At 60.3% G+C, this 19,601-nt stretch carries 15 protein-coding genes; 7 read left to right on the forward strand and 8 right to left on the reverse strand.

Annotation, left to right across the window (positions count from 1 at the left end; genetic code table 11):
• Positions 1–101: 101 nt before the first annotated feature.
• On the reverse strand, positions 102–1,160 hold the full coding sequence (locus AC6H1L_RS03435; RefSeq protein WP_497600153.1) for a hypothetical protein: 1,059 nt from the start codon (positions 1,158–1,160) through the stop codon (positions 102–104).
• A gap of 509 nt (positions 1,161–1,669) precedes the next feature.
• Between AC6H1L_RS03435 and sucC the strand changes: the two genes are divergently transcribed.
• The 4 genes from sucC (at position 1,670) to AC6H1L_RS03455 (ending at position 6,344) form a co-directional block, all read left to right on the forward strand.
• Complete coding sequence (gene sucC / locus AC6H1L_RS03440; protein ID WP_497600154.1) at positions 1,670–2,824, forward strand: ADP-forming succinate--CoA ligase subunit beta; 1,155 nt, start codon at positions 1,670–1,672, stop codon at positions 2,822–2,824.
• Positions 2,821–3,696: a succinate--CoA ligase subunit alpha gene (sucD, locus tag AC6H1L_RS03445; protein ID WP_497600155.1), complete on the forward strand. Its 876-nt coding sequence runs from the start codon at positions 2,821–2,823 to the stop codon at positions 3,694–3,696. The genes sucC and sucD overlap by 4 nt, the downstream gene beginning before the upstream one ends.
• A gap of 283 nt (positions 3,697–3,979) precedes the next feature.
• Positions 3,980–5,182, forward strand: a complete 1,203-nt coding sequence (locus AC6H1L_RS03450) for a histone deacetylase family protein (RefSeq protein WP_497600156.1) — start codon at positions 3,980–3,982, stop codon at positions 5,180–5,182.
• A 280-nt stretch (positions 5,183–5,462) separates the two neighbouring features.
• The gene (locus AC6H1L_RS03455; protein WP_497600157.1) at positions 5,463–6,344 is read left to right on the forward strand and encodes a GNAT family N-acetyltransferase; all 882 of its coding nucleotides are present in this window, start codon (positions 5,463–5,465) and stop codon (positions 6,342–6,344) included.
• A 41-nt stretch (positions 6,345–6,385) separates the two neighbouring features.
• Here AC6H1L_RS03455 and AC6H1L_RS03460 read toward each other — a convergent pair whose 3' ends face one another.
• The 6 genes from AC6H1L_RS03460 to AC6H1L_RS03485 all read right to left on the reverse strand — a co-directional run bounded on the left by AC6H1L_RS03460 (position 6,386) and on the right by AC6H1L_RS03485 (position 15,378).
• On the reverse strand, positions 6,386–8,287 hold the full coding sequence (locus AC6H1L_RS03460) for an adenylate/guanylate cyclase domain-containing protein (RefSeq protein WP_497600158.1): 1,902 nt from the start codon (positions 8,285–8,287) through the stop codon (positions 6,386–6,388).
• 293 nt (positions 8,288–8,580) lie between these two features.
• Entirely contained in the window at positions 8,581–9,489 is a 909-nt protein-coding gene (locus tag AC6H1L_RS03465; RefSeq protein ID WP_497600159.1) for an NAD(P)H-binding protein, read from the reverse strand.
• A gap of 615 nt (positions 9,490–10,104) precedes the next feature.
• Positions 10,105–10,317, reverse strand: coding sequence for a helix-turn-helix domain-containing protein (locus AC6H1L_RS03470; RefSeq protein WP_376793931.1), 213 nt, complete (start codon positions 10,315–10,317; stop codon positions 10,105–10,107).
• A gap of 376 nt (positions 10,318–10,693) precedes the next feature.
• Positions 10,694–13,090, reverse strand: coding sequence for a sensor histidine kinase (locus AC6H1L_RS03475; RefSeq protein ID WP_497600160.1), 2,397 nt, complete (start codon positions 13,088–13,090; stop codon positions 10,694–10,696).
• A gap of 39 nt (positions 13,091–13,129) precedes the next feature.
• Positions 13,130–13,924, reverse strand: a complete 795-nt coding sequence (locus AC6H1L_RS03480) for a response regulator (protein ID WP_497600161.1) — start codon at positions 13,922–13,924, stop codon at positions 13,130–13,132.
• 617 nt (positions 13,925–14,541) lie between these two features.
• Complete coding sequence (locus tag AC6H1L_RS03485) at positions 14,542–15,378, reverse strand: SGNH/GDSL hydrolase family protein (protein WP_497600162.1); 837 nt, start codon at positions 15,376–15,378, stop codon at positions 14,542–14,544.
• 380 nt (positions 15,379–15,758) lie between these two features.
• Between AC6H1L_RS03485 and AC6H1L_RS03490 the strand changes: the two genes are divergently transcribed.
• The 3 genes from AC6H1L_RS03490 (at position 15,759) to AC6H1L_RS03500 (ending at position 18,841) form a co-directional block, all read left to right on the forward strand.
• On the forward strand, positions 15,759–16,508 hold the full coding sequence (locus AC6H1L_RS03490) for a type 1 glutamine amidotransferase (RefSeq protein ID WP_497600163.1): 750 nt from the start codon (positions 15,759–15,761) through the stop codon (positions 16,506–16,508).
• 523 nt (positions 16,509–17,031) lie between these two features.
• A complete protein-coding gene (locus tag AC6H1L_RS03495) occupies positions 17,032–17,961 on the forward strand; it encodes a PP2C family protein-serine/threonine phosphatase (RefSeq protein ID WP_497600164.1) in 930 nt (309 codons plus the stop codon).
• Between the two features lie 202 nt (positions 17,962–18,163).
• Positions 18,164–18,841, forward strand: a complete 678-nt coding sequence (locus AC6H1L_RS03500; protein WP_497600165.1) for a CAP domain-containing protein — start codon at positions 18,164–18,166, stop codon at positions 18,839–18,841.
• Positions 18,842–18,947: 106 nt separating this feature from the next.
• Here the strand turns inward: AC6H1L_RS03500 and AC6H1L_RS03505 are convergent, their stop codons facing one another.
• On the reverse strand, positions 18,948–19,517 hold the full coding sequence (locus tag AC6H1L_RS03505) for a YceI family protein (RefSeq protein WP_497600166.1): 570 nt from the start codon (positions 19,515–19,517) through the stop codon (positions 18,948–18,950).
• Positions 19,518–19,601 lie beyond the last annotated feature (84 nt).

A 19,601-nucleotide genomic window follows, 5' to 3' on the forward strand; every position in this document is an offset into this window, starting at 1 on the left:
AGGCGGGCAAGCCGTCCTCATTTGGAGAGAGACGGCTTGCTCCCCGGGTAGCAGACTGTAGCGGGAGCGGGCCGCGTTGCCCGCGAGCTGACGAGCGTTCGTCAGAGCTGGACGCTGTAGTCATTGCCCCCCTGGCCGTACTGGTAGAGAAAGCGCAGCGTGAGGCTATGAAGGCCCGCCGGGGCGCTGAACATCACCCGCCCCCCCACCTGATGGGCGCCTGGCTTGAAGCCAGTCGGCAGGGTACTATCGAGGGGAGCACGCACGTTCCCATCGAGTACCAGGCGCAGATAGTCAAAGCCAGGCCCGGGATTGACGGCTACGCCGTTGGGATTATCAACCCGGAAATTGAAAATGTAGTACTGCTGGCCCGCTTTGACCTGCCCCCAGCCGCTATAGGCAAACTGACGCTCCACGCTGACCAGGTGATAGGTCAGATAGAGGCCCGGCTGCGCGTTATAGGTGTAGAAGATCGTAAGGTTCTGGGGATAGATTTTGCCACTATAGCTAGCCGGATTAAAGGGGCCGCTGAAAGGAATAACCACCAACGACTCATTGAGCGTGGTTGAACCGAGCTGAAGCTTGAGCGTCTCCAGCCTGGTTCCTTGGGGAACCGGGAAGTCCAGCCAGCCATCGGCGCTCTTGCCGGGTCCCAGAGCGACGGCCAGATTGACATTGCTCGGCGCGATCGGCTTCTGTCCAGGAACCAGCAGGCGCGCCGCCTCGTAATAGATCACCGAGACCTGGGTATTGCTGGTATTGATCACATGCAGGTGAAGGCGCACCTGAGCCGGCCCAGGACGGATCGGATCGTCGCTGAAGGCTGTGGCATATTGGGCGTCAGTTACCTGGAAGGTCAGGCCGGCGTAGGGCGCCGCCCGCGCGACGCGCAGGGTGGCGACGGCCGGGGTTGGCAGCGAAGCATTCGGGGAAGGTTCAAGGCTGCGTAGCCAGCCCCAGACAAAGAGGCCGGCTCCCCCCAAGGCAAGCAGAGCTACAATCAAGATCAGTGCCAGCCAGAGCCGCTGCCACGATGGTTTTTCTTCGTCCGGTCGCCAGCGGCTGCTGCGGCCTGCGCCGCGCGCCGGGACCGCCGGCGCCAGCCGCGGACCAGGGCGATCAGTCGGTGATGGAGAAGCCAGAGAATGTAGATCAGACATACAACGATTTTGCCCCCTCTTGTGCTCCATTCAGAGAACGTTCCCGCTGCCTGTTTTTAGCCCAGGAGCCTCTTTCAGATTACTCCTAACTATAGGGAAGTGCTGAAACACTGGCATTGTAGCAGCTTTCCTCGGCGTTGACAGCTTTTTCGGGCGGTGATAGCATTGGAGTTGCTCTCCTCCTTCCTGCTCTGCCAGCCAACCAGCTAGCCTGCAGTGAGGAGTGTGAGCTGAGCGCACCGCGCACAAGAGAGGCTGGCCTTCTGTCACGTCACGCTACTTTCAGCGCGGTGCCAGGCCATTTGCTCCGCTCTGCTTTGCTCTGGCGGCGCGCTTCAGGCCGCACGATATGATCTCCGCGCTTGCGCCCCCAGGTCGGTAGCGGTAGCCAGCCGCTGCGGCAGCAGCGCAGGCATAGGGCTTCTCCTCGGGCAGCCGCCAGAAGGGAGAGAGGGCAGAGAGGCACCGCGCGCACGACGCAAAGGACAGACAGACAAAGGAGTACGTATTTGAAGATCCACGAGTATCAAGCCAAAGAGATCCTGGCACGCTACGGTATCCCCATCCAGCCGGGGCGCGTAGCCTATACGCCAGAAGAAGCGGAAGCAATTGCCCGCGAGCTTGGCGGACCGGTGGTCATCAAGGCTCAGGTCTATGTCGGCGGACGCGGCAAGGCAGGAGGCATCCAGTTTGGCAATACGCCCGCAGAGGCGCGCGCCGCTGCCGCCCGGGTGCTGGGCATGAATATCAAAGGTCTGACCGTCCAGAAGGTGCTGGTAGTCTCCAAACTGGAGATCCAGGAGGAGTATTATCTTGGCATCGTCCTGGACCGCAAGACACAGGCCCCCGTCGTGATGGTGTCGACTGCCGGCGGCGTCGATATCGAAGAGGTTGCCGCCACTACCCCCGAGAAGATCATCAAGCAGCCGATCGACCTGCGCTGGGGACTGCGCCCCTTTGAGGCGCGCAATATTCTGGCACAGGCCGGCTTCCCCTCGGCAGTCATCGCCCGCGGAGGCGCGATCTTGACCGCGCTGGCGCAAGCCTTTATCGAGAGCGATGCCAATCTGGCAGAAATCAACCCGCTGGTGTTGACACGCGATGGTCAGGTGCAGGCAGCCGATGCCAAGATTGTGCTCGACGACAATGCCCTCTACCGCCATCGCGACTACGCCGCCTGGGAGGAGCCGGAGGAGGCCAATCCCCTGGAATTCGAGGCCCACAAGGAGGGTCTGACCTACGTCAAGCTCAATGGGAACGTCGGCATCATTGGCAACGGGGCGGGTCTGGTCATGACCACGCTGGACATGGTGGCCGCCTGTGGCGGCAAGCCGGCCAATTTCCTCGACATCGGCGGCGGGGCCCGCGCCGAGGTGATGGCCAAGGCCCTCACTTTCGTCGCACGCGATCCCGATGTCAAGGGCATCCTGGTCAATATCTTCGGCGGGATCACCCGCGGCGAAGAGGTGGCCAGGGGCGTCATTATGGCTCAACAACAGCTACCCGCCGGGCTGCCGATTGTGGTACGTCTGTCGGGCACGGGCGCAGAAGAGGGCCGCGCTATGCTGAAGGATGCCGGCCTTGATTGGGGCAAGGATATGCGCGACGCGGCGCAGAAGATCGTCGCCGCCATCCAGGCAAAGGAGAAGGAACAGCAGGCATGAGCATTCTACTCGATGAACATACCCGGGTGATTGTCCAGGGTATCACCGGGCGCGAGGGAAGCTATCACACGAGCCGTATGCTGGAGGCTGGGACCAAGGTGGTGGCCGGTGTGACGCCCGGCAAAGGTGGCCAGAGCGCCTGCGGCTTGCCGGTCTTCGATACGGTGGCTGAGGCGAAGGCAGCCACCGATGCCAACGCGAGCTGTATCTTTGTCCCGCCCGCCGGAGCCGCCGACGCCATCATGGAGGCCGCCAGCGCCGGTATCAAGCTGATCGTCTGCATTACGGAGTTTATCCCGGTGCTCGATACGGCCCGGGCTATGCTGGTGGTGCGCGAGCACGGGGCGACGCTCATCGGTCCGAATTGTCCTGGTTTGTGCACCCCCGGCCAGGGAAAAATCGGCATCATGCCCTACCAGATCTTTACCCCCGGCCCCGTCGGCTTCATTTCGCGCTCCGGCACTCTGACCTACGAGATCGTGGCTTTGCTTACGGAAGCAGGCATCGGCCAGTCTACCTGCATCGGCATCGGTGGCGACCCGGTCATCGGCTCCACCTTTGTCGATCACTTGAAGCTGTTCGAGCAGGACCCGCAGACGGAGGCGGTGGTGCTCTGTGGCGAGATCGGGGGCAGTGATGAGGAGGATGCCGCCGAGTTTATTAAGACCATGAGGAAACCTGTGGTGGCCTTTATCTCGGGTCGCACCGCCCCACCGGGTAAACGTATGGGTCATGCGGGCGCGATCATTTCGGGTAATACGGGCACGGCTCAGGGCAAGGTGGCCGCCCTGCAGGCCGCCGGGGTGCCCGTCGCGGAGACCATCTTTGACATCCCCGAGCTGGTCAAGGCCGCTCTGGCAAAAAAGGCCTAGCCTGCTTCACGGGGCAGCCTGGCCGTTCCCTGGCCCCGAGAGGACTGGGCCGCCTCTAAGATCAAGCAAGCAAGGCAGGTCGCAGCGCTGCCTCCCTTTCCCTTCCTCTCCCGCCCACAGCCCAGTGGAGCGGGGTGGAGTGGAACAGGGGGCGCGGCCCCAGTCCTGGCCTGACTGCCTAAACCAGTGAGAAGCGTACGAATGCGAGGAGTGGCTCCGGCCTGCCCCCTAGCAGCTCAGGCAGGGGGAGCCGGGGCTTATTCCCGCCTGGCGAAGAGGAGAGATGACAACCGCACTCGTCTACGATCCGATCTTTTTGGAGCATATTACCCCGCGCCGGCATCCAGAACGTCCCGAGCGCTTGCAGCGGGCAATGGCCCTATTGGAGGCCCTGGGCTGGCTCCAGCGCGAAGGGCTGGTATTGCTCTCGCCTCGTGAGGCCAGCGAAGATGAGCTGGCCCTGGCCCATGACCGCCTCTATATCCGTTCGGTGCGCGCCGCCGCAGAGCGCGCCGCCCGCGAGGCTGCCGCCGGTGGGCGGGTCTCGCACTTCTTTGCTCCCGAAACCTTTGTCTCTGGTCGCTCCTATGAGGCGGCGGCTAAGGCTGCTGGCGCCGGCTTGACGGCGATCGATGCCCTGTTCAAGGGTGAGATCGATAACGCCTATTGCCTGGTCCGTCCGCCCGGCCATCACGCTGAGTACGATGAGGCCCTCGGCTTCTGCCTGTTTAACAATGTCGCGATCGCCGCTCGCTATGCCATCGAGCGCTACGGTCTCGAACGAGTGATGATCATCGATTTCGATGTTCATCACGGAAACGGAACTCAGAACATTTTCTATCGAGATCCGCGTGTTCTCTACTTTTCTACCCATCAGGCTCCGTTCTATCCCGGTACGGGGCGTTCCGATGAGCTTGGCGAAGGGGAGGGCCTGGGTACAACCATCAACGTGCCGTTACCCGCCACTACCGGCTTCGAGACCTATGAGCCGGTCTTTCGACAGGTCATGGCCCCCGCCGCGGACCGCTTTCAGCCGCAGCTCATCTTGGTGTCAGCGGGCTTTGATGCTCACTGGAAAGATCCGCTGGCCAACATGTATCTGTCAACCGCCGGCTTCGCTCAGTTGATCATGATCATTATCGAGCTGGCGAAATATCTCTGCAATGGCCGGCTGATCATGATCCAGGAGGGTGGCTACGATCTGCAGGCGAATGCGGCCTGCGTTGCCACCAGCATTAATCTGCTGCTGGGCGATGACGCCGCCGTCGATAGTCTCGGACCGCCGCCGGAGAAAGCTTTCCGCATCAATACCGACGTGCTCATTGCCGAGCTGCGACGCATCCATAAGCTGACCGGCTACCGTATGCGCAATGCCCCACGGCCAGATATCGCCAGGCTGCGCCGTGAGGTGAAAGGGCCAGAGGCGGAGTCTTCCGCCAGCGATCCAGCCAGCAGCAACGGTAGACGAACGGATGGTAGCCACTGAGCCAGCCAGCCAGATAGATAGAATAGACAGACAGATAGCTAGAGGCTCAGGCGGGCTGCCTCCGTTCCTCGCCTCCAGACATGTAGAGAGTATAGAGTGTGCAGAGTCAGCAACGGGTAACAAAAGAGGCATGCACATCAGTGAGCGTCTGGCGCTCACGTGGGAGGGTTGCTGTCAATAGTTGGATCGGACAGCCCCGGCTCAGTTCAGGCGATACGAGACCAGAAGAACAGGAAGGAGCGAGACAGGGCAATGACGCCATCACTACCAAGGAGGCCCCATGCAGCCAGCTTCGCAGCACGTGCGCCCTCTGACCTCCTGTGATCTCGCCCACGTCCAGAAGCTGCTGTTCTTCTCAGACTACGTCTACCAGCGTTTCACCCCCCAGGAGCTGCCGCTCCTGCTGGAGCATTATCCTGCCTGCGGTCTTTTCCATGCCGAGCATCTGGAAAGCTTTTTGCTCTCGCAGGCTCTGAACCCGCCCGTCGCCTGGATCGGCGGCTTTGGCGTGAGCTGGGGAGAACACCGGCACGCTTTCGACCATCTCGACAGGCTGCTTGACTATCTGCAGCCTCGTCTGCAAGCCCGCGGTGTGAGGCAGCTCTACTACTCAGGCAACGACCAGGAACAGGATTGGCTGCGCACCCCCCTGCTCAGGCGAGGCTTCGCCCCCCACAGCTTGCTCTATGCCTATGACAAGTTCGATTATCAGATCCCCACGCACGGGAATCAGGCAGTCCATGTACGCAGCGTGCAGAGCAGCGACTTTGAAGCTCTCTGCGAGATCGAGCGGCTCTGCTTCGCGCCGCTCTGGCGCTACGATGCCCTGGCCTTCGCCGACATCGCCGCTACTCATCCTTACTTTGTCGTGGCAGAGCTGGCAGGACGTATTGTCGGCTATCAGTTTAATACCGTCGATGAGGGCTACGGCTACCTGATCCGCATCGCTGTCCATCCAGCCTTTAATGGACAGGGCATCGGCGCCCGCCTGATGGCCGAGGCGATCAACTTCTTTGCCCGTGAGCGCGTGCGCCGCATCATGCTGAACACCCAGGAGGATAACCGGCGCGCTCATCGCCTCTACGAATGGTTTGGCTTCGTGCGCATGCCCCAGCGAGGCTTCATCTTGTGCAAAGAGCTGCCCCCGGCCTGCGCCTCCTAGGGTAGATCGCCACTGGGGACCGAGGGAGGCCAGCGGCACGCTCAGGGTGAGGTCTGGCGTGAGCCGGAGCCAGACAGGCTGTAAACGCCCGTCAGGCGCATGACCTCCAGCGGCTCGGAGCGATTCTTGACCGTTAGAGTGCCAACATGATCGATCCGCACATGCTGGCGCACACGATAGAAGGTCGAAGCGTTCAGAAAAATATTGTTGTCGTCAGCGTGGGACTGCAGACGAGCGGCCACGTTGACGGTATCGCCGATGGCCGTATAGTTCTGGAGACGCCCACGCGAACCGATATTGCCTACAATGGCCAGGCCAGTATTGACGCCAATGCCGAACTTCACCGGCACCTCGTTAGGGTGGCGCTGACAATAGTCCAGAATCGCCTGACGCATCTTCCAGGCCGCCCGCACCGCCCGCAGTGGGTGATCCTCCTGCTCCAAGGGAGCATTGAAAATGGCCATCAGCTCGTCGCCCCAGAAAGCCGTTAGCGTGCCCCCTTCATCCCAGACCGCTTCTACCATCAAGTCGAGATAATTATTGAGCAAGTTCATCGTTTGCTCCGGCGGGAGGCGCTCGGCCAGCGTTGTATAGCCACGCAGGTCGGCAGAGATCACCGTGATCTCGCGCGTCTCACCGCCCAGCTTGAGCGAGCGCGGATCTTCGATCAGGCGCTTGACCACGCTGGGATGCACGTAGCGCCCAAAGAGCGATTTGATCTCACGGGCCTCGGCCTGAGCGCGCTTCAGATCGGTCCGATCGTCGATGACCAGGGCGGTACCGATATGGTGGCCATGCTCATCGCGCAGCGCACTCACATAGAAATTCATATTGACCCAGCCCAGTCCCGCAACCTCCCCCTCGAAGGCCGCCGGCACGCGCGTGCCATGCTCGTGGTGCACCAGCGCATCTTGCAGGAGATCGATCAGGCCCAGCTCCGGGCGAGCCGCCAGCACCTCGCGGTAGTGCCTGCCCAGGGCCGAGCGCTCGTCAAGCTTCAGAATCGCGCCTGCCGCTCGATTGAAGGTCGTGATCACCCCCTCGGGATCAGTGGTGATCACTCCGTTGGCAATCGAGGCAAAGATGTTATCCATGTATTGCTTGTCTTCGTTGACCTGGCGCAGAGTGCGCTGCAGATCGGCGAAGAGGCGAGCATTGTCAATGGCAATGGCCGCCTGATGACAGAAGGCAAAGAGCAAATCACGCTGCTGGTGGCCAAAGAGATTAGCACTGATGCGGCTGTCAACGTAGACAGCACCAATACAGCGATCGCGCACCACGAGCGGGGCGCACATGATTGAGCGGATGCGATTTTCGATGATGCTGCGCTGATCTTTAAGATCCTGGTCTTCCTGAGCGTCGCTGGTCAAGATCGGCTGGCGCGTCTGAACGACGCGATTGACCGTGCTTTGGCTGATGCCCAGATTAAAGGCGTCACGTTCCAGACTGCGGGCGTCCTTGGTGCGCGCAATCTTAAACTCCAGCTCGCCCTGTTCGTTGAGCAAGACCAGAAAGCCCCGCTCGGCACCGACAAAGCTGATCACCTGGTCCATGACCAGGCGCAAGACCTCGTCGAACTCCAGCGTTGAATTGAGGGTACGCGCAATCTCATAGAGTGTCTCCAGCTCGTGGCGCTCGCGCTTGAGGACGGTAATGCTGCTGCGCAGCTCCTCATGCTCACGCTCCAGAGCTGCTGCCTCATGGTTGGCCAGCCTCTCCCGTAAGCTCAGCAGACGCTGACTCAGGCGCGATAAGTCAAGATCAGCGCGGCGACTGACCATCAGTGTCTTACTGAGGAGTTGAACCCGCGGATCGCTCAGATCATGAGCATAGGTCCCCTCCACAGCTCGCTCCAGCTCACGCGTGTGCTCATGTAACTGGCTAGAAATACGCTTCAGGGCCTCGCTCAGCGAGTGCAGCTCCTCCCCCAGGTCCTTCAACACTGTGCGTCCCTCCCTCCGAAGCAGCCAGAAAATGATACAGATGAAGATGCCTCTCTTCGCAACGCAGCCTTATTATAGCACAGGGGTAGAGCAAACAGAGAGAGATTCCCTTGTCCCCCAAGGTGGTGAGGGGAGAGAGAAGGGAGCCACTTTCAGGCGAGCAGCTAGATAAGCAGAAGCGTCAGCACCCTTGTCCAGCTAGCCCAGGCAGGCCAGAGCCGGACCGAGGCCCGCCGAGATCACTGAGGCTCTGGCAGCCTGGCCTTGTTCAGGCGGCTCTGGCTCCGCGGAGATTAGAGGCCGTCCTTGCCAGTTTGGGCCAGATAGCTCCGCCACGAGAGAGGCTGGAACCCAAATTGACGCTCGACCGCATCGAGGGCCGTGACGTTGTCGAAGGTAAAGAGGGTCAGAGCCGCACGGGTAATCGGTGGCTTGGGTAGCACCAGCTCCATCGCCGTGGCCCCAATGTGAGCCAGAAAGAGCGGCATCGGCAGCGTGGCACGCCGCACCTGCAGGGTCTGCATGAGGAGATCAATAATCTGGGCAAAGGTATAATACTCGGGTCCGCCAATGACAAAGGTGCGGTTGCGGCTGCCTTCGGGATCGTCAAGCAGGCGCAGAATGACAGTGACCACATCTTCGACGTAGATCGGCTGAAAGCGCAGCGAGCCACCGCCGATCAGGGGAACTACAGGCGCACTGCGGATCAAATCAGCCAGGCCTTTGAAGAAAGGGGCGCCTTTCCCGAAGAGCACAGAGGGCTGCACAATGGTCCAGGCGAGGGCGCTCTTTTTGAGAACCTCCTCAGCCAGATAGCGCCCTTGCATATAACTGCCGGGTCGATCGGGCTTCGTCCCCAGGCCGCTGAGTTCTATCATGCGCCGAACCCCAGCAGCCAGGGCCGCATTGACCAGGTTGGTGGTGCCGATCACATTCGTCCCCTCATAGGTATTGCCGGCTGATTGCTTGCGGTCGGCAGTCATGAAGGCAGCATGAATGACCGTGTCAACGCCACGCAGGGCCGGCTCCAATGTGAATGCAAGGGTGGTTGCCCCTTCGACCAGCTCGACTTTCTCCGCCGGTAGGAGCTTGGCCGCACGGCTGATGTTGCGTACCAGACAGCGCGGTCGCTCGCCGCGCTCTACGAGCCGCTGCACCAGGTGCCTTCCAATAAAGCCAGTTGCACCTGTGATCAGGATCATGGCTTCTCTCCTCATTTTTGCTGCCTCAGCGCTGTCCTGATTGGCAGACGCCAGCAGTCAGGACATGCGCTCTGGCAGGCATACTTTCTTTCTTCGCCAGCGATGGCGAGATCCTTCTGAGAAAAAGACGTCGCAGGGGCCACCTTCAGAGACCTGTCGCTTTGCTCAGGCCGGCAGACGTCACAAGTCCGAATCCCACGAATTGAAGCCCTATGCTTCAACTTATTTTAGAATACCGTGCTATGACTCCGAAAGCGCAAAATTATAAATAATTTGATTGAGAGGAATATCGAGGAGACGTGGCCTGGATAGAGGTGAGCAGGAGTAGAGGCCTCGCCTGCCAGCCGCTGCCAGAGCCAGGGGCAGGCGAGGCGAAATAGAGCGCTCGTCTCACTGGTCGCAGCGCCTGTCAGGCCGCCGACCAGGGCGCGGCTTTCCCTATCACGGGGCAGGCTAGCGACGTAGCCTTACCCCTGCTTTGCCTCGCGTCTAGCCCGGTTCGCGCCAGTCGGCTCCGAGCGCCAAGAAGGCGACTACAGTAACTGCTCTCCGAGGTAAGCGGTAAATCAGGGAAACCATGATCACACCTCTCTGCTCTGTGGACAGGCCTGGCCGCTATTTGGTGATATTGAGCCCCTCTACGTGCTCGATCTCAATGCGCCGGCCTAGATGACGCTCTAGCACCTTGAGGATCTTATTAACGGTGACGCGCGTTGTCGGGCCACCGTGGCTGATGCGGGTGATGGTTGCCGGAGCAATGCCCGTCTCGCGGGCAAGCTCAGTCTTTCTGAGGGCAGCTTCAGCGATCAGGTCGTCCAGTGTTGGCATCTCACTCTCTCCTTCGCTCTCTTTATAGAGCAATATTGTAATTATAGTATATAACACGGATAACATATTTTCTGGAGAAAGTCAATAAAGAGAAGCAGAGAGAGGTTTCATTATGGATGTCTTTTGGCAGCAAAAGGAAAGCTTGTCTTCACATTATATAGAACCGCCTGGCCTGAAGATTTAGGGGAAAGCAGAAGAGGAAAGCCGACGCGGATCAGAACAACGTGGCAGAACATAAGCAGAGCCATAACCGGGTAAACAGCAGCGGGTCAGCGCGCAAGAAAGGCCAGCAGGAGTGGCACAGCGGCCCAAGCGACCCTGCAGCGGGCGAGGAGCGTGAAGTGAGGAGAGCCCGAGCCAGCCAACCCGCTATCAGTCAGAGCAAAGCCTGAGCGGGTAGATAGATACGCACCGTCACGCCCTCGCCCGGGGCGCTCTTAATCGTCAAGCTGCCGCCGGCAATAGCCAGGAGCGCGCTATGAGTCAGCAGACCGCCACCGGTGCCGCTGGTAGCAGCATCGGCGGCAGCGATCCCCACCCCATCATCGGCCACCACCACCTCCAGATCGGGGCCACAGCGAGCCTGAAGCGTTACGCTCAGGCGGCGATGCACATCGCTCCCACGCGCGTGGCGGGCGGCGTTGCGCAGAGCCTCCTGGACGGCGGCGAAGATCAGCTCGGCAATAGCAGGCGGAGTCACCTCATCGATGCGCGCCGCGGTCTCCTCATCCACCAGCCAACGGACCTCATCGAAGGCATCATGAAAATCCTGCTCCAGCATAGTTCGAATAGCCTGGACCAGGCCCTCACGCTCCAGGCGGTAGGGAGCGCCGGGCGTCGTTGCGCGCATCAGGGCTGCCAACTGGCGATGGGACTCGCTCACCAGCCTCACCGCCTCCTCCAGCGCCTTGCGAGCCGCTTCCTGACCCGCCTGGCCTGTCAGCGCCCGCAGCGTCTCCAGATGCAGCAAGGCCAGATGCATCTGTGGAAGAATCTCATCATGCAGAATCCGGCGCTGCTGGGCGCCCAGCAACTTCACATCGACAATGCGGCGCCGCAACAAAGCCGCAACAGCCTGCATCGCCTCATGATCACCAATCGTATCGAGAATACGCTGTCCACAGGCCTGAGCCAGATTCATATCTTCCTTAGTAAAAGTGCCACCGTCCTCGCGCGGTCCCAAAAAGAGAGTCGCCACCAGCCCACGCTCATCGTAGAGAGGCATGACCCAACAGATCAGCGGCTCGCCGCTGGCCAGGCGCAGACGCAAGCGATAGGCCAGAGGCGTACCGGCGCCGCGTCCTCCTGGTGGGCGCCGCGGTACCAGGGTCACCAGGGCCTCGGTTTCCCCGCTCGCCATTCCCTCAGCGCGGCGTGGCGGCTCGCTCCCACTGAAGTAGGCATCAGCCGGCCAGCGATAGCGAAAGGTGCGACGCATCGGGCCAGCCAGAATCACCAGTTGGGCGCAGCGCACGGCCAGCACACTCTGACAGAGCGAGAAAAAGAGGCTCTCTAGCTCACGCTCGCTCTTCTCGGCGCTCGTATTGAGCCAGTGACGCAGGCTGGTACTACGCAAAAAGCGGCCCAGCAAGGCAATATAACGGTCATGCGCACGATAGCTACTCCAGGTAAAGAGCGCATAGGCGACCGTCGCCAGGCAGGTAATGCACAGCAGTTCGCTCAGATTGCTGTGTGTCAGCGAGACAAGCAGCGCGATGAAGAGCGCCACCGCCGTGGCGACAATGACGATCCCGCGCCACTGCTCGAAGAAGCCGCGTCGGGGTAGCGGGCGCTCGATCAGAATGCCATGCCGCACAATCGAGTAGCCGATGACCAGAATGATCAAGGCGACCACCAGATTGGCCACCAGATCGAGCAAGAGCAGGCCGGGCGGGATCGCCCGCAAAGACGGCATAGCCACCAGCGGCGCCCCCCGCCCAAGCCAGCGCCCCATCGACCACAGGCCAGCCAGCCCCAGGCCGATGGTCAGGGCCACCATCAGCAAGGCCGCCAGCAGCAAGGCCGGGCGCGCCAGGTGCCACGAGAGCTGCGGCTCCTCCAATAGCTCTATCTCGGCAGGATCGTCCCAGAACGCTTCGAGCAGGGCCCGCCGCAGCAAAGGCCGGCTCTTTCCCGCGCTTCGCGCGCGCAGGCTCGCCCCCAGGGCGCGCCAGCCAGCCACGACCACCTGTTGAATGCGGCTGGAAGTAAACCAGGGGCCAATGGCACAGAAACCCACATAGACCAGAAAGAGCAGCGGCAACAGAAAGAGCGGTGAAATCCAGGCGCGGCCAGCGCTGGGCGGCGGCGTACCATAGGCCAGGAGTTGCAGCGTCTCAACAAAGGTGAAGGTCTGACGGTTGACCAGCAACAGGAAGAGCAGGGCCATCCCGAGAACGGCCCCTAGCGCGAGCAGCCAGGGAATCCGCCGCCGCCAGCCGGCATTGATCAGCGAGGCGTAGTGCAACCCAATGGCAAACCAGATATAGGGAACCCACAGCGCCGGGAACCAGACCGCCTGCCAGAGCAGGTTGAGCAGAGGACGCAGCGCCGGCTGATCAAGCGGCAGCGTAATCAGTAGCGCATGCAGAAAGAAAAAGAGCGCGCTCAGCGCCAGCCCGACTACCCCCCATAAGGTGATGCGCGCACAATGATCACCGTTTAACCAGACCGTACTTGCCAGCCACAGGAAAGTCACCAGATTAAAGATCGAGACCGCCAGCGTCAGCGTGCGCAATAAGGTGACCGGGGCAAGGAGTGTCTCAAGGGTCATTGTTTCCCTCAGTCCAGACAGACAGTCCAGCAGGCTCGGCTAAGAAGAGGTTTTCTCTCCTTCATGCTCTTCATTATAGAATGGCACCCATTCACCCTTGCGATTCTGCACGTAGGCCACCCCCTGCTCATCCCAGATAATCATGCGATTGAGCGTATAGATCAGCGTTGCCCGTGCCCGCGCCACTTTCTCATCAACCGCCGACTCGCTCAGCCCCCAGGCAGCGTAAATGCGGCCATTGGTGCGGCTTACCGCCCGCTTGTCGTGCAGATTCAGACGGGCCGCAATCTGCTCATTGGTCATGCCTTGCGCCAACAGCTCGGCAACGCGCAGCTCGTTCGGCTCCAGCAAGGCGCGCGGCGACTGCTCATCCAGGCTACGCACCTCCTGGACCCGATCCTCAATCTCGGGATCGACAAAGCTGCGTCCGCTGATAGCATCGCGCAGCAACGGCACCAGCATACTGGGTAAGAGGTAATTGCTTTTACGCACGTAAGCGTAGTGTGTTAGAATACCCGAAGCCCGGAATTCACGATAGTATTCATCGTCATCCTGAATCGAATAAAAGACCACAGGCATGCGCGGGCGTTCACGGCGAATAGCGACCGCCGCCGCCACACCGCTCATTGCCTTGCGACCCACGGCAGGATCACGGAGCTGCACATCCATAAGAATAACATCCATATCCAGCTCAAGGGCGCGCGCCACCGCCTCACGCCCCGTGGCAGCTTCGCCTACCACCTGAACAGCGCCCGTAGCCTCCAGGCCCTCGCGCAGGGCCTGGCGCAGGGGACCGTGATCATCAACCAGCAACAACTTAATCGGAGCCTCCATAGCCAGAACAGAAACTCCCTCCTTCTGGTCCATCCAGTCGGGAGCGCCACCGCTACAGCACCCCGAACGACTCCAGAGCGCTACCAGCGCCAGCGAGCGCGTCGGCGCTCTAGCGCCCAGGCGCCATTGTCAGGCCAGCCAGAGCAGGCATCGACAGCGCCTCCACGGCCTTCCTTTCTGCAGGCTAGAACGTTTCTATCCGACATCAGGGAACACCAGGGAAGAGCGCGCCTTTATTATACACCCTTGTAGGGGCGAGAGGACGAACCTGGATTGAAGCGAGCCAGGCCCTGGCAGCGGGCAGCCGGCGAAGGAAGAGAGCGAGACAGCCAGCGGAACGGCGCGGGAAGGGGAGACGGACAGGTCAACAGCAGGGGGTGTCTCTCCTCGCAGGTCGTTGCGCAACACGCTGCAGACCTGTCCGCCAGTCGAATTGCGGAGAGAGCAAGCTCCTCCTTTCCATTACTCCGCCAGGTTCCTCCTCAGCTTCTCAGCAGTGGAGAAACGAGCAGGACCAGGAGAGTAGGGCAGGGCTGAGCTAAGAGGAGGCAGCAAGAGCAGGCCATCTAGAGAGTGGCTGGTCCGCTAGCAGGCGAGCGAGCGCACAGCCGCGCAGTTTAGTAGCCGACGGTCTGCTCAAAGGCCTGAGCAATCACCTGATAGCCCTTGTCGGTTGCATGGATATCGTGGAAAACGCTACACATCCAGGTATAGCTGCAGATGTTGTTATTGGGAACAGCGGCACCGCCGAAGGCTGAGAAGACATCGACGAGCACGCCAAATCCCTGGACATCGCTGGCCAGATGCTGGTTAAGCTGCTGGGTATAGGGCACCGTGTTGGGGCAGCTATTCTGATAGGGATCATAATAGTTCATCACAATCAGATCGCCCGTCACCTGCCCGTTCACAGTGAGAGCCGCCCGCAATTGTGGGAGGATCACCTGACGCAGATTGTAGTCCAGGGTCTGCAGAGCGCTGTTGCTGCCGGTGGTATCAATAGCGCACGTCAGAGGGTTGAGATAGGGCAAGACATCATTCGCCCCGATGTCAAGAGTCACCGGGCTAACCTGGCCCGGATGAGCCCGCAAGAAGTTGAGAGCGGCATTCAGTTGCGAACCGAGATAGGGATACTTGCGCAGGAAGGGGAAGGGACACTTACCATTGAGGAAGGTCACGCTGGTCTCGCCTGGACAGGCCAGGTTGACCATGTTAGTGGTACCATGCGCCTTCAGATCCTGGAAAAAGTAGTTACTGTAGCCATGCGTGAAGTCAAGGTCAGGCTGGAAGCCAAAGGCGAGGGAGTTCCCCAGGACAAGGTAGTACTTCTTTGGCCCTACCAGTTTCAGGCCCTGGGCATGAGCAGCATGCACATCAGGGGCAACAACAAAGAGGAGTAGCAGAGTCAGGATGAAGGGTAGCACCAGGCGACAGCAGGAAGGTATGCGTTTACCCATACATGACCCCCTTTGGTGTCAGGGCTAACGTTGCAGCAAGCGGTGAGGAAAAGCACACACCCCTGTTACATAGTATACATTCTGAAACAAAATAATACAAGACATTACATAGCATAACAACCGTTAGCTCCGAGGCAGGCAGCGAGGGCAAGAGCCGAGCAGGTGGCAGAGGCGGACTTAGCCCTAGCCGCTCCGGTCGAGAGGCTCTCGGCCAAAACTTGACCCCAGGCCCCTTTCTCAGCTATAGTCTTCAAAGAAGCAACGGGCGATCTTGCACGAAGCCGGATCAGGCAGCCACAAGCGCTCAGCCCGGGCGCCCTTCCTGGGGAGAGCCGCTTGCGAGCGCTTGAGGCAGAGAGGAGAGGCAGAGAACGCGGACAATGGAGCAGATCGAACAGCAGCGCCCACCCAGGCGCGTCTTGGCCATTCAGCAGATCTGGGATGATCCTCCCGGCTATCTGGCGGAGCTTCTGGCTGAGCATGGTATCGCCTGCGACACGGTGCAGGCCGAGCAGGGGCCTTTGCCAGATACGCTAGAGGGCTACGGCGCTCTGCTCGTGATGGGCGGGCCGCAGCACGTGGGCGAGGAGGATCGCTATCCTTACCTTCGCCAGGAGCAGACGCTCATTCGCCAGGCCGTCGAGCAGGACATTCCGCTGCTCGGGATCTGCCTCGGTGGACAACTGCTTGCGAATGTATTGGGAGCGGAAGTCAAGCGACACGATTTCGTCGAACTGGGCTTCTATCAGGTGCAGTTGACCGAAGCCGGGCGGCGCGATCCGCTGTTTGCAGGCTTGCCAGGCTATCAGCAGGTAATCCACTGGCATGAGGATGTCTTTACGCTGCCTGCAGGCGCCGTCTTGCTGGCCACCAGCCCGGGTACGCCTCATCAAGCCTTCCGCTATGGACGCCGCGCTTATGGGCTGCAATATCATATCGAGCTGACGCCCGCCATGCTGGATATGTGGCTCTATACTCCCGGCTACCGGGAAGAAATCATCGAGCTGCTGGGACCGGATGCCATTGAGCGCCTGGAGCAGGAGCGCGCCCGCTTCTATCCGCTTTATCTCCAGCACACACGTCTGGTCTTTGAAAACTTCCTGCGCCTGGCCGGACTGCTGCCAGCGTAATTAATCGTTTGCGCCGTTGGCCAGAGAGAGGGCCCGGAGGCGGCTGATCAGGTCGGGTCGCACGCTTTTGCCGCTCCCTTGCCGGCGCAGCTCAAGGGCAGGGCCAGAGCGAGGAGAGGAGCCTCTGCCTACATTGTTGGCCTTGTTTTCACAGCGCTTCTGTCTCGTATTTGCGTAAGCAGTTGACCAGACAGGGATAGCATACTATAATTAGCGTAAGCGCGATCAAGGGACAATTTCCCTCGCCATCCCTCGTCTGGTAGGGTGCGACGTCGCTCGCGCCCACTGCGGGGGATTGGTCCCTGTTGATCTGGACAACTGGATACCGAGAAGCTCCGGTCCGCCGCGTGGCTCTCCAGGGCGGAGAAGCGCGGTCGCGCAGTCGGCGCCGCTGAGCGCCGACCGGCAGCGACTCAGGCCCGCGGTTAAGCCACCAGGCCGGCACCAGATCCGTCCAGTACTGGCCTGTATCACTATGTCGAGATCAAGCCGTGGAGTGGAGCTGAAGGAGTCATTGATTACAATGCCACATGCAAGAGGCCGCCGGCGTCAGACCGGTGCCGCCTCTGAGCCAACCCGCTTTGTTTTCTCGGCTTGTAGCATCCCCTGTGAGAGGCACCCCGAGCACAACGAGGATAGTTTTATTGCTGATGCCTCAACCGGTCTGGCTGCTGTCTTTGACGGCGTTGGGGGCAGTGCCGCCGGCGAAATTGCAGCCCGTATTGCAGCTCGTTGCACGCATCAGGGCTGGAAAACGGTAATGCGCCGCCTCCAGCAACGTTACCCCGGTGGCCTCTTGCTCGACCAGGAGGGAAATCACCATCAGGAGCTTGGCCGCTACTTGCGCGAGGTGCTGGAAGAGGCTGACGAGCAGATCCGTACGGAAGGCGCCCAGTTGGCTGGTACCGATGATCTGGCCACAACCGTGGCCCTCGGCATCTTTTGCCCTCTCTCGAATGCGCCCGGAGCCTTGCTGTTTTATGCCCACGTCGGCGACAGCCGTATCTACTTGCTCAGGCCCGGTGAGCCTCTCCGCCGCCTGACAACCGATGACGGTCTCTTGGGGAAATTGGTGGAAAATAAGGTGCTCAAGGATAGCGATGCCCTGCGTATCGATCAGGCGATGCGCTTCGAGGACCTCTCAGATTTGGAGCTGAACTACTTCCGCTGGCGCGGCGGCATCACTCAGGCCCTTGGTGGCCCTTTGCCTCCGACTATTCATGTGGACCAGACGCTGATCGCCCCTGGCGATCGCGTGCTCTTCTGCACCGATGGCATCCACGATAATTTGACCGATGAGGAGATCGGGGCTCTGCTGAAGGCCGGTCCGCGCTCTTCTGTGGCGCGCCTCCTCGCCGAACGCTCTTTGCAACGCTCACGCGAGGAGCGCCATTTGACGATCCGGGCTAAGCCCGATGATATCACTGCGGTTGTTGTAACGTGCCGCTTTTAGGCTTTCTTTCCCCAGAGCGGCCATCTCGTCTTATGCTGCACTTCATCCTTTCCCCCAAAAGTACCAGATGCGTTTGTCTATGTGCCTATCGATCGCGACGGTATGCTACACTATTCCCTACTCAACGGCATTCCTATGAGATAGAGCGCTGCTGTTCAGCATGAGAAGAGATTGGCTCGCTGTCAAGGCTATTTGCTTCTTGATGCTCTTATCACTGCTATCTGCCTGTTCCAGCACAGGGAGTGGCGGTGATCACTCTCAGCCTGGGCGCGATGCAGGACATGCTCCGTCCGGCGGTGGGACCCTGACGCAGCTAGAACGGCTGGCAACGCCCACCCCCACGGTACTGATCCCCAGTCAGCATACTACTCCTACACCGCCCCCTCATGCTACGGCAACCGCCAGCGCGCAGGCCACGCCGTTGGTCAGCGCCTCTGCTCCCTATGGTCCTCCTCCCCCTCAGACGACTCTGGAGCAATATCTCACCCAAAAGCTCTTTGAGCAAATCAACAGCGATCGCGCAGCTCAGGGCCTTTATCCGTATGTCTGGAACGCTACTTTGGCCGCTGGCGCGCGCTTGCATAGCTGGAATATGTACCACTGCGGCTTTAGCCACACCTGCCCCGATGGCCTGCCGCAGTGCACACGCATCGCGAATGAGGGCCTCACTTTCACCGACTGCGGCGAGAATATCGGTTTGGCTGGCCCCTCAAATCCCCCGTGGACCAACGTCTACCAGGTTCAGGAGAGTATGGCAAATGAGCCAGCTACAGGCTGGCACCACATCCATTTGTTTAGTACGACGTTGCACCGCGTGGGCATCGGGGTCTATGTCGATCCCAGCGGTTGGGTCTGGTTTACAGAGGACTTCATTAGTTAGCGAGGGTCTGCCCATCGCTGCAGACGGCCGGCGAGCCGGCCAGAGGAAAGGACCGTGGCCCCAGTTGCAGGAGCACGGCCCTCATCCTGGGCTCGCCTGCCTTTTGTTATCCCTGTCTACTGACGGTTTGGGCCTGGCTTTCCTGGTCGGCTGCACTCTCTTCGATAAGCTGCGCCTCGATAGAAACGTCAACGCGATCGCTGACGAGCCAGCCACCGGCTTCCAGGGCAACATTCCAGTTGAGTCCCCAGTCTTTGCGATTGAGCGAGGTGGTGGCTGTGAAGCCCAGGCGCCTCTTGCCCTGCCAGTCGCGCGAGCGGCCTTCCAGGCTGACATCGAGTACCACAGGCCTGGTGACGCCACGAATAGTGAGGTCTCCGTAAAGTTTGCCTGTGGTGTCGCTGAGCGGCTCTACGCGCGTGCTGGTAAAGGTGATGGTAGGGTAGTGCTCTACATCGAGGAAGTCGGCAGATTTGAGGTGGGCGTCACGTTGGGGTTGGTTGCTGTCGAGGCTGTTAGCATCGATTTCGATGCTGACTCGCGTGGCTTCGGGGTGCGCTTCATCGAGGTCGATGCTCCCTGTCCATTGCTTGAAGCGTCCTCGCACGGTGGTGATCATCATGTGCTTGGCGCTGAATTCGATGCTGGTGTGCGCCGGGTCGAAGCGCCAGGGCATGGCTTCGCCTCCCTTCCTGAAATCAGGACAGTCAATAACTGAGCAGCAGTTACTAATATTAATATAGTAACAATGAAAAGTATA

The sequence above is a fragment of the Thermogemmatispora argillosa genome (assembly GCF_059696725.1).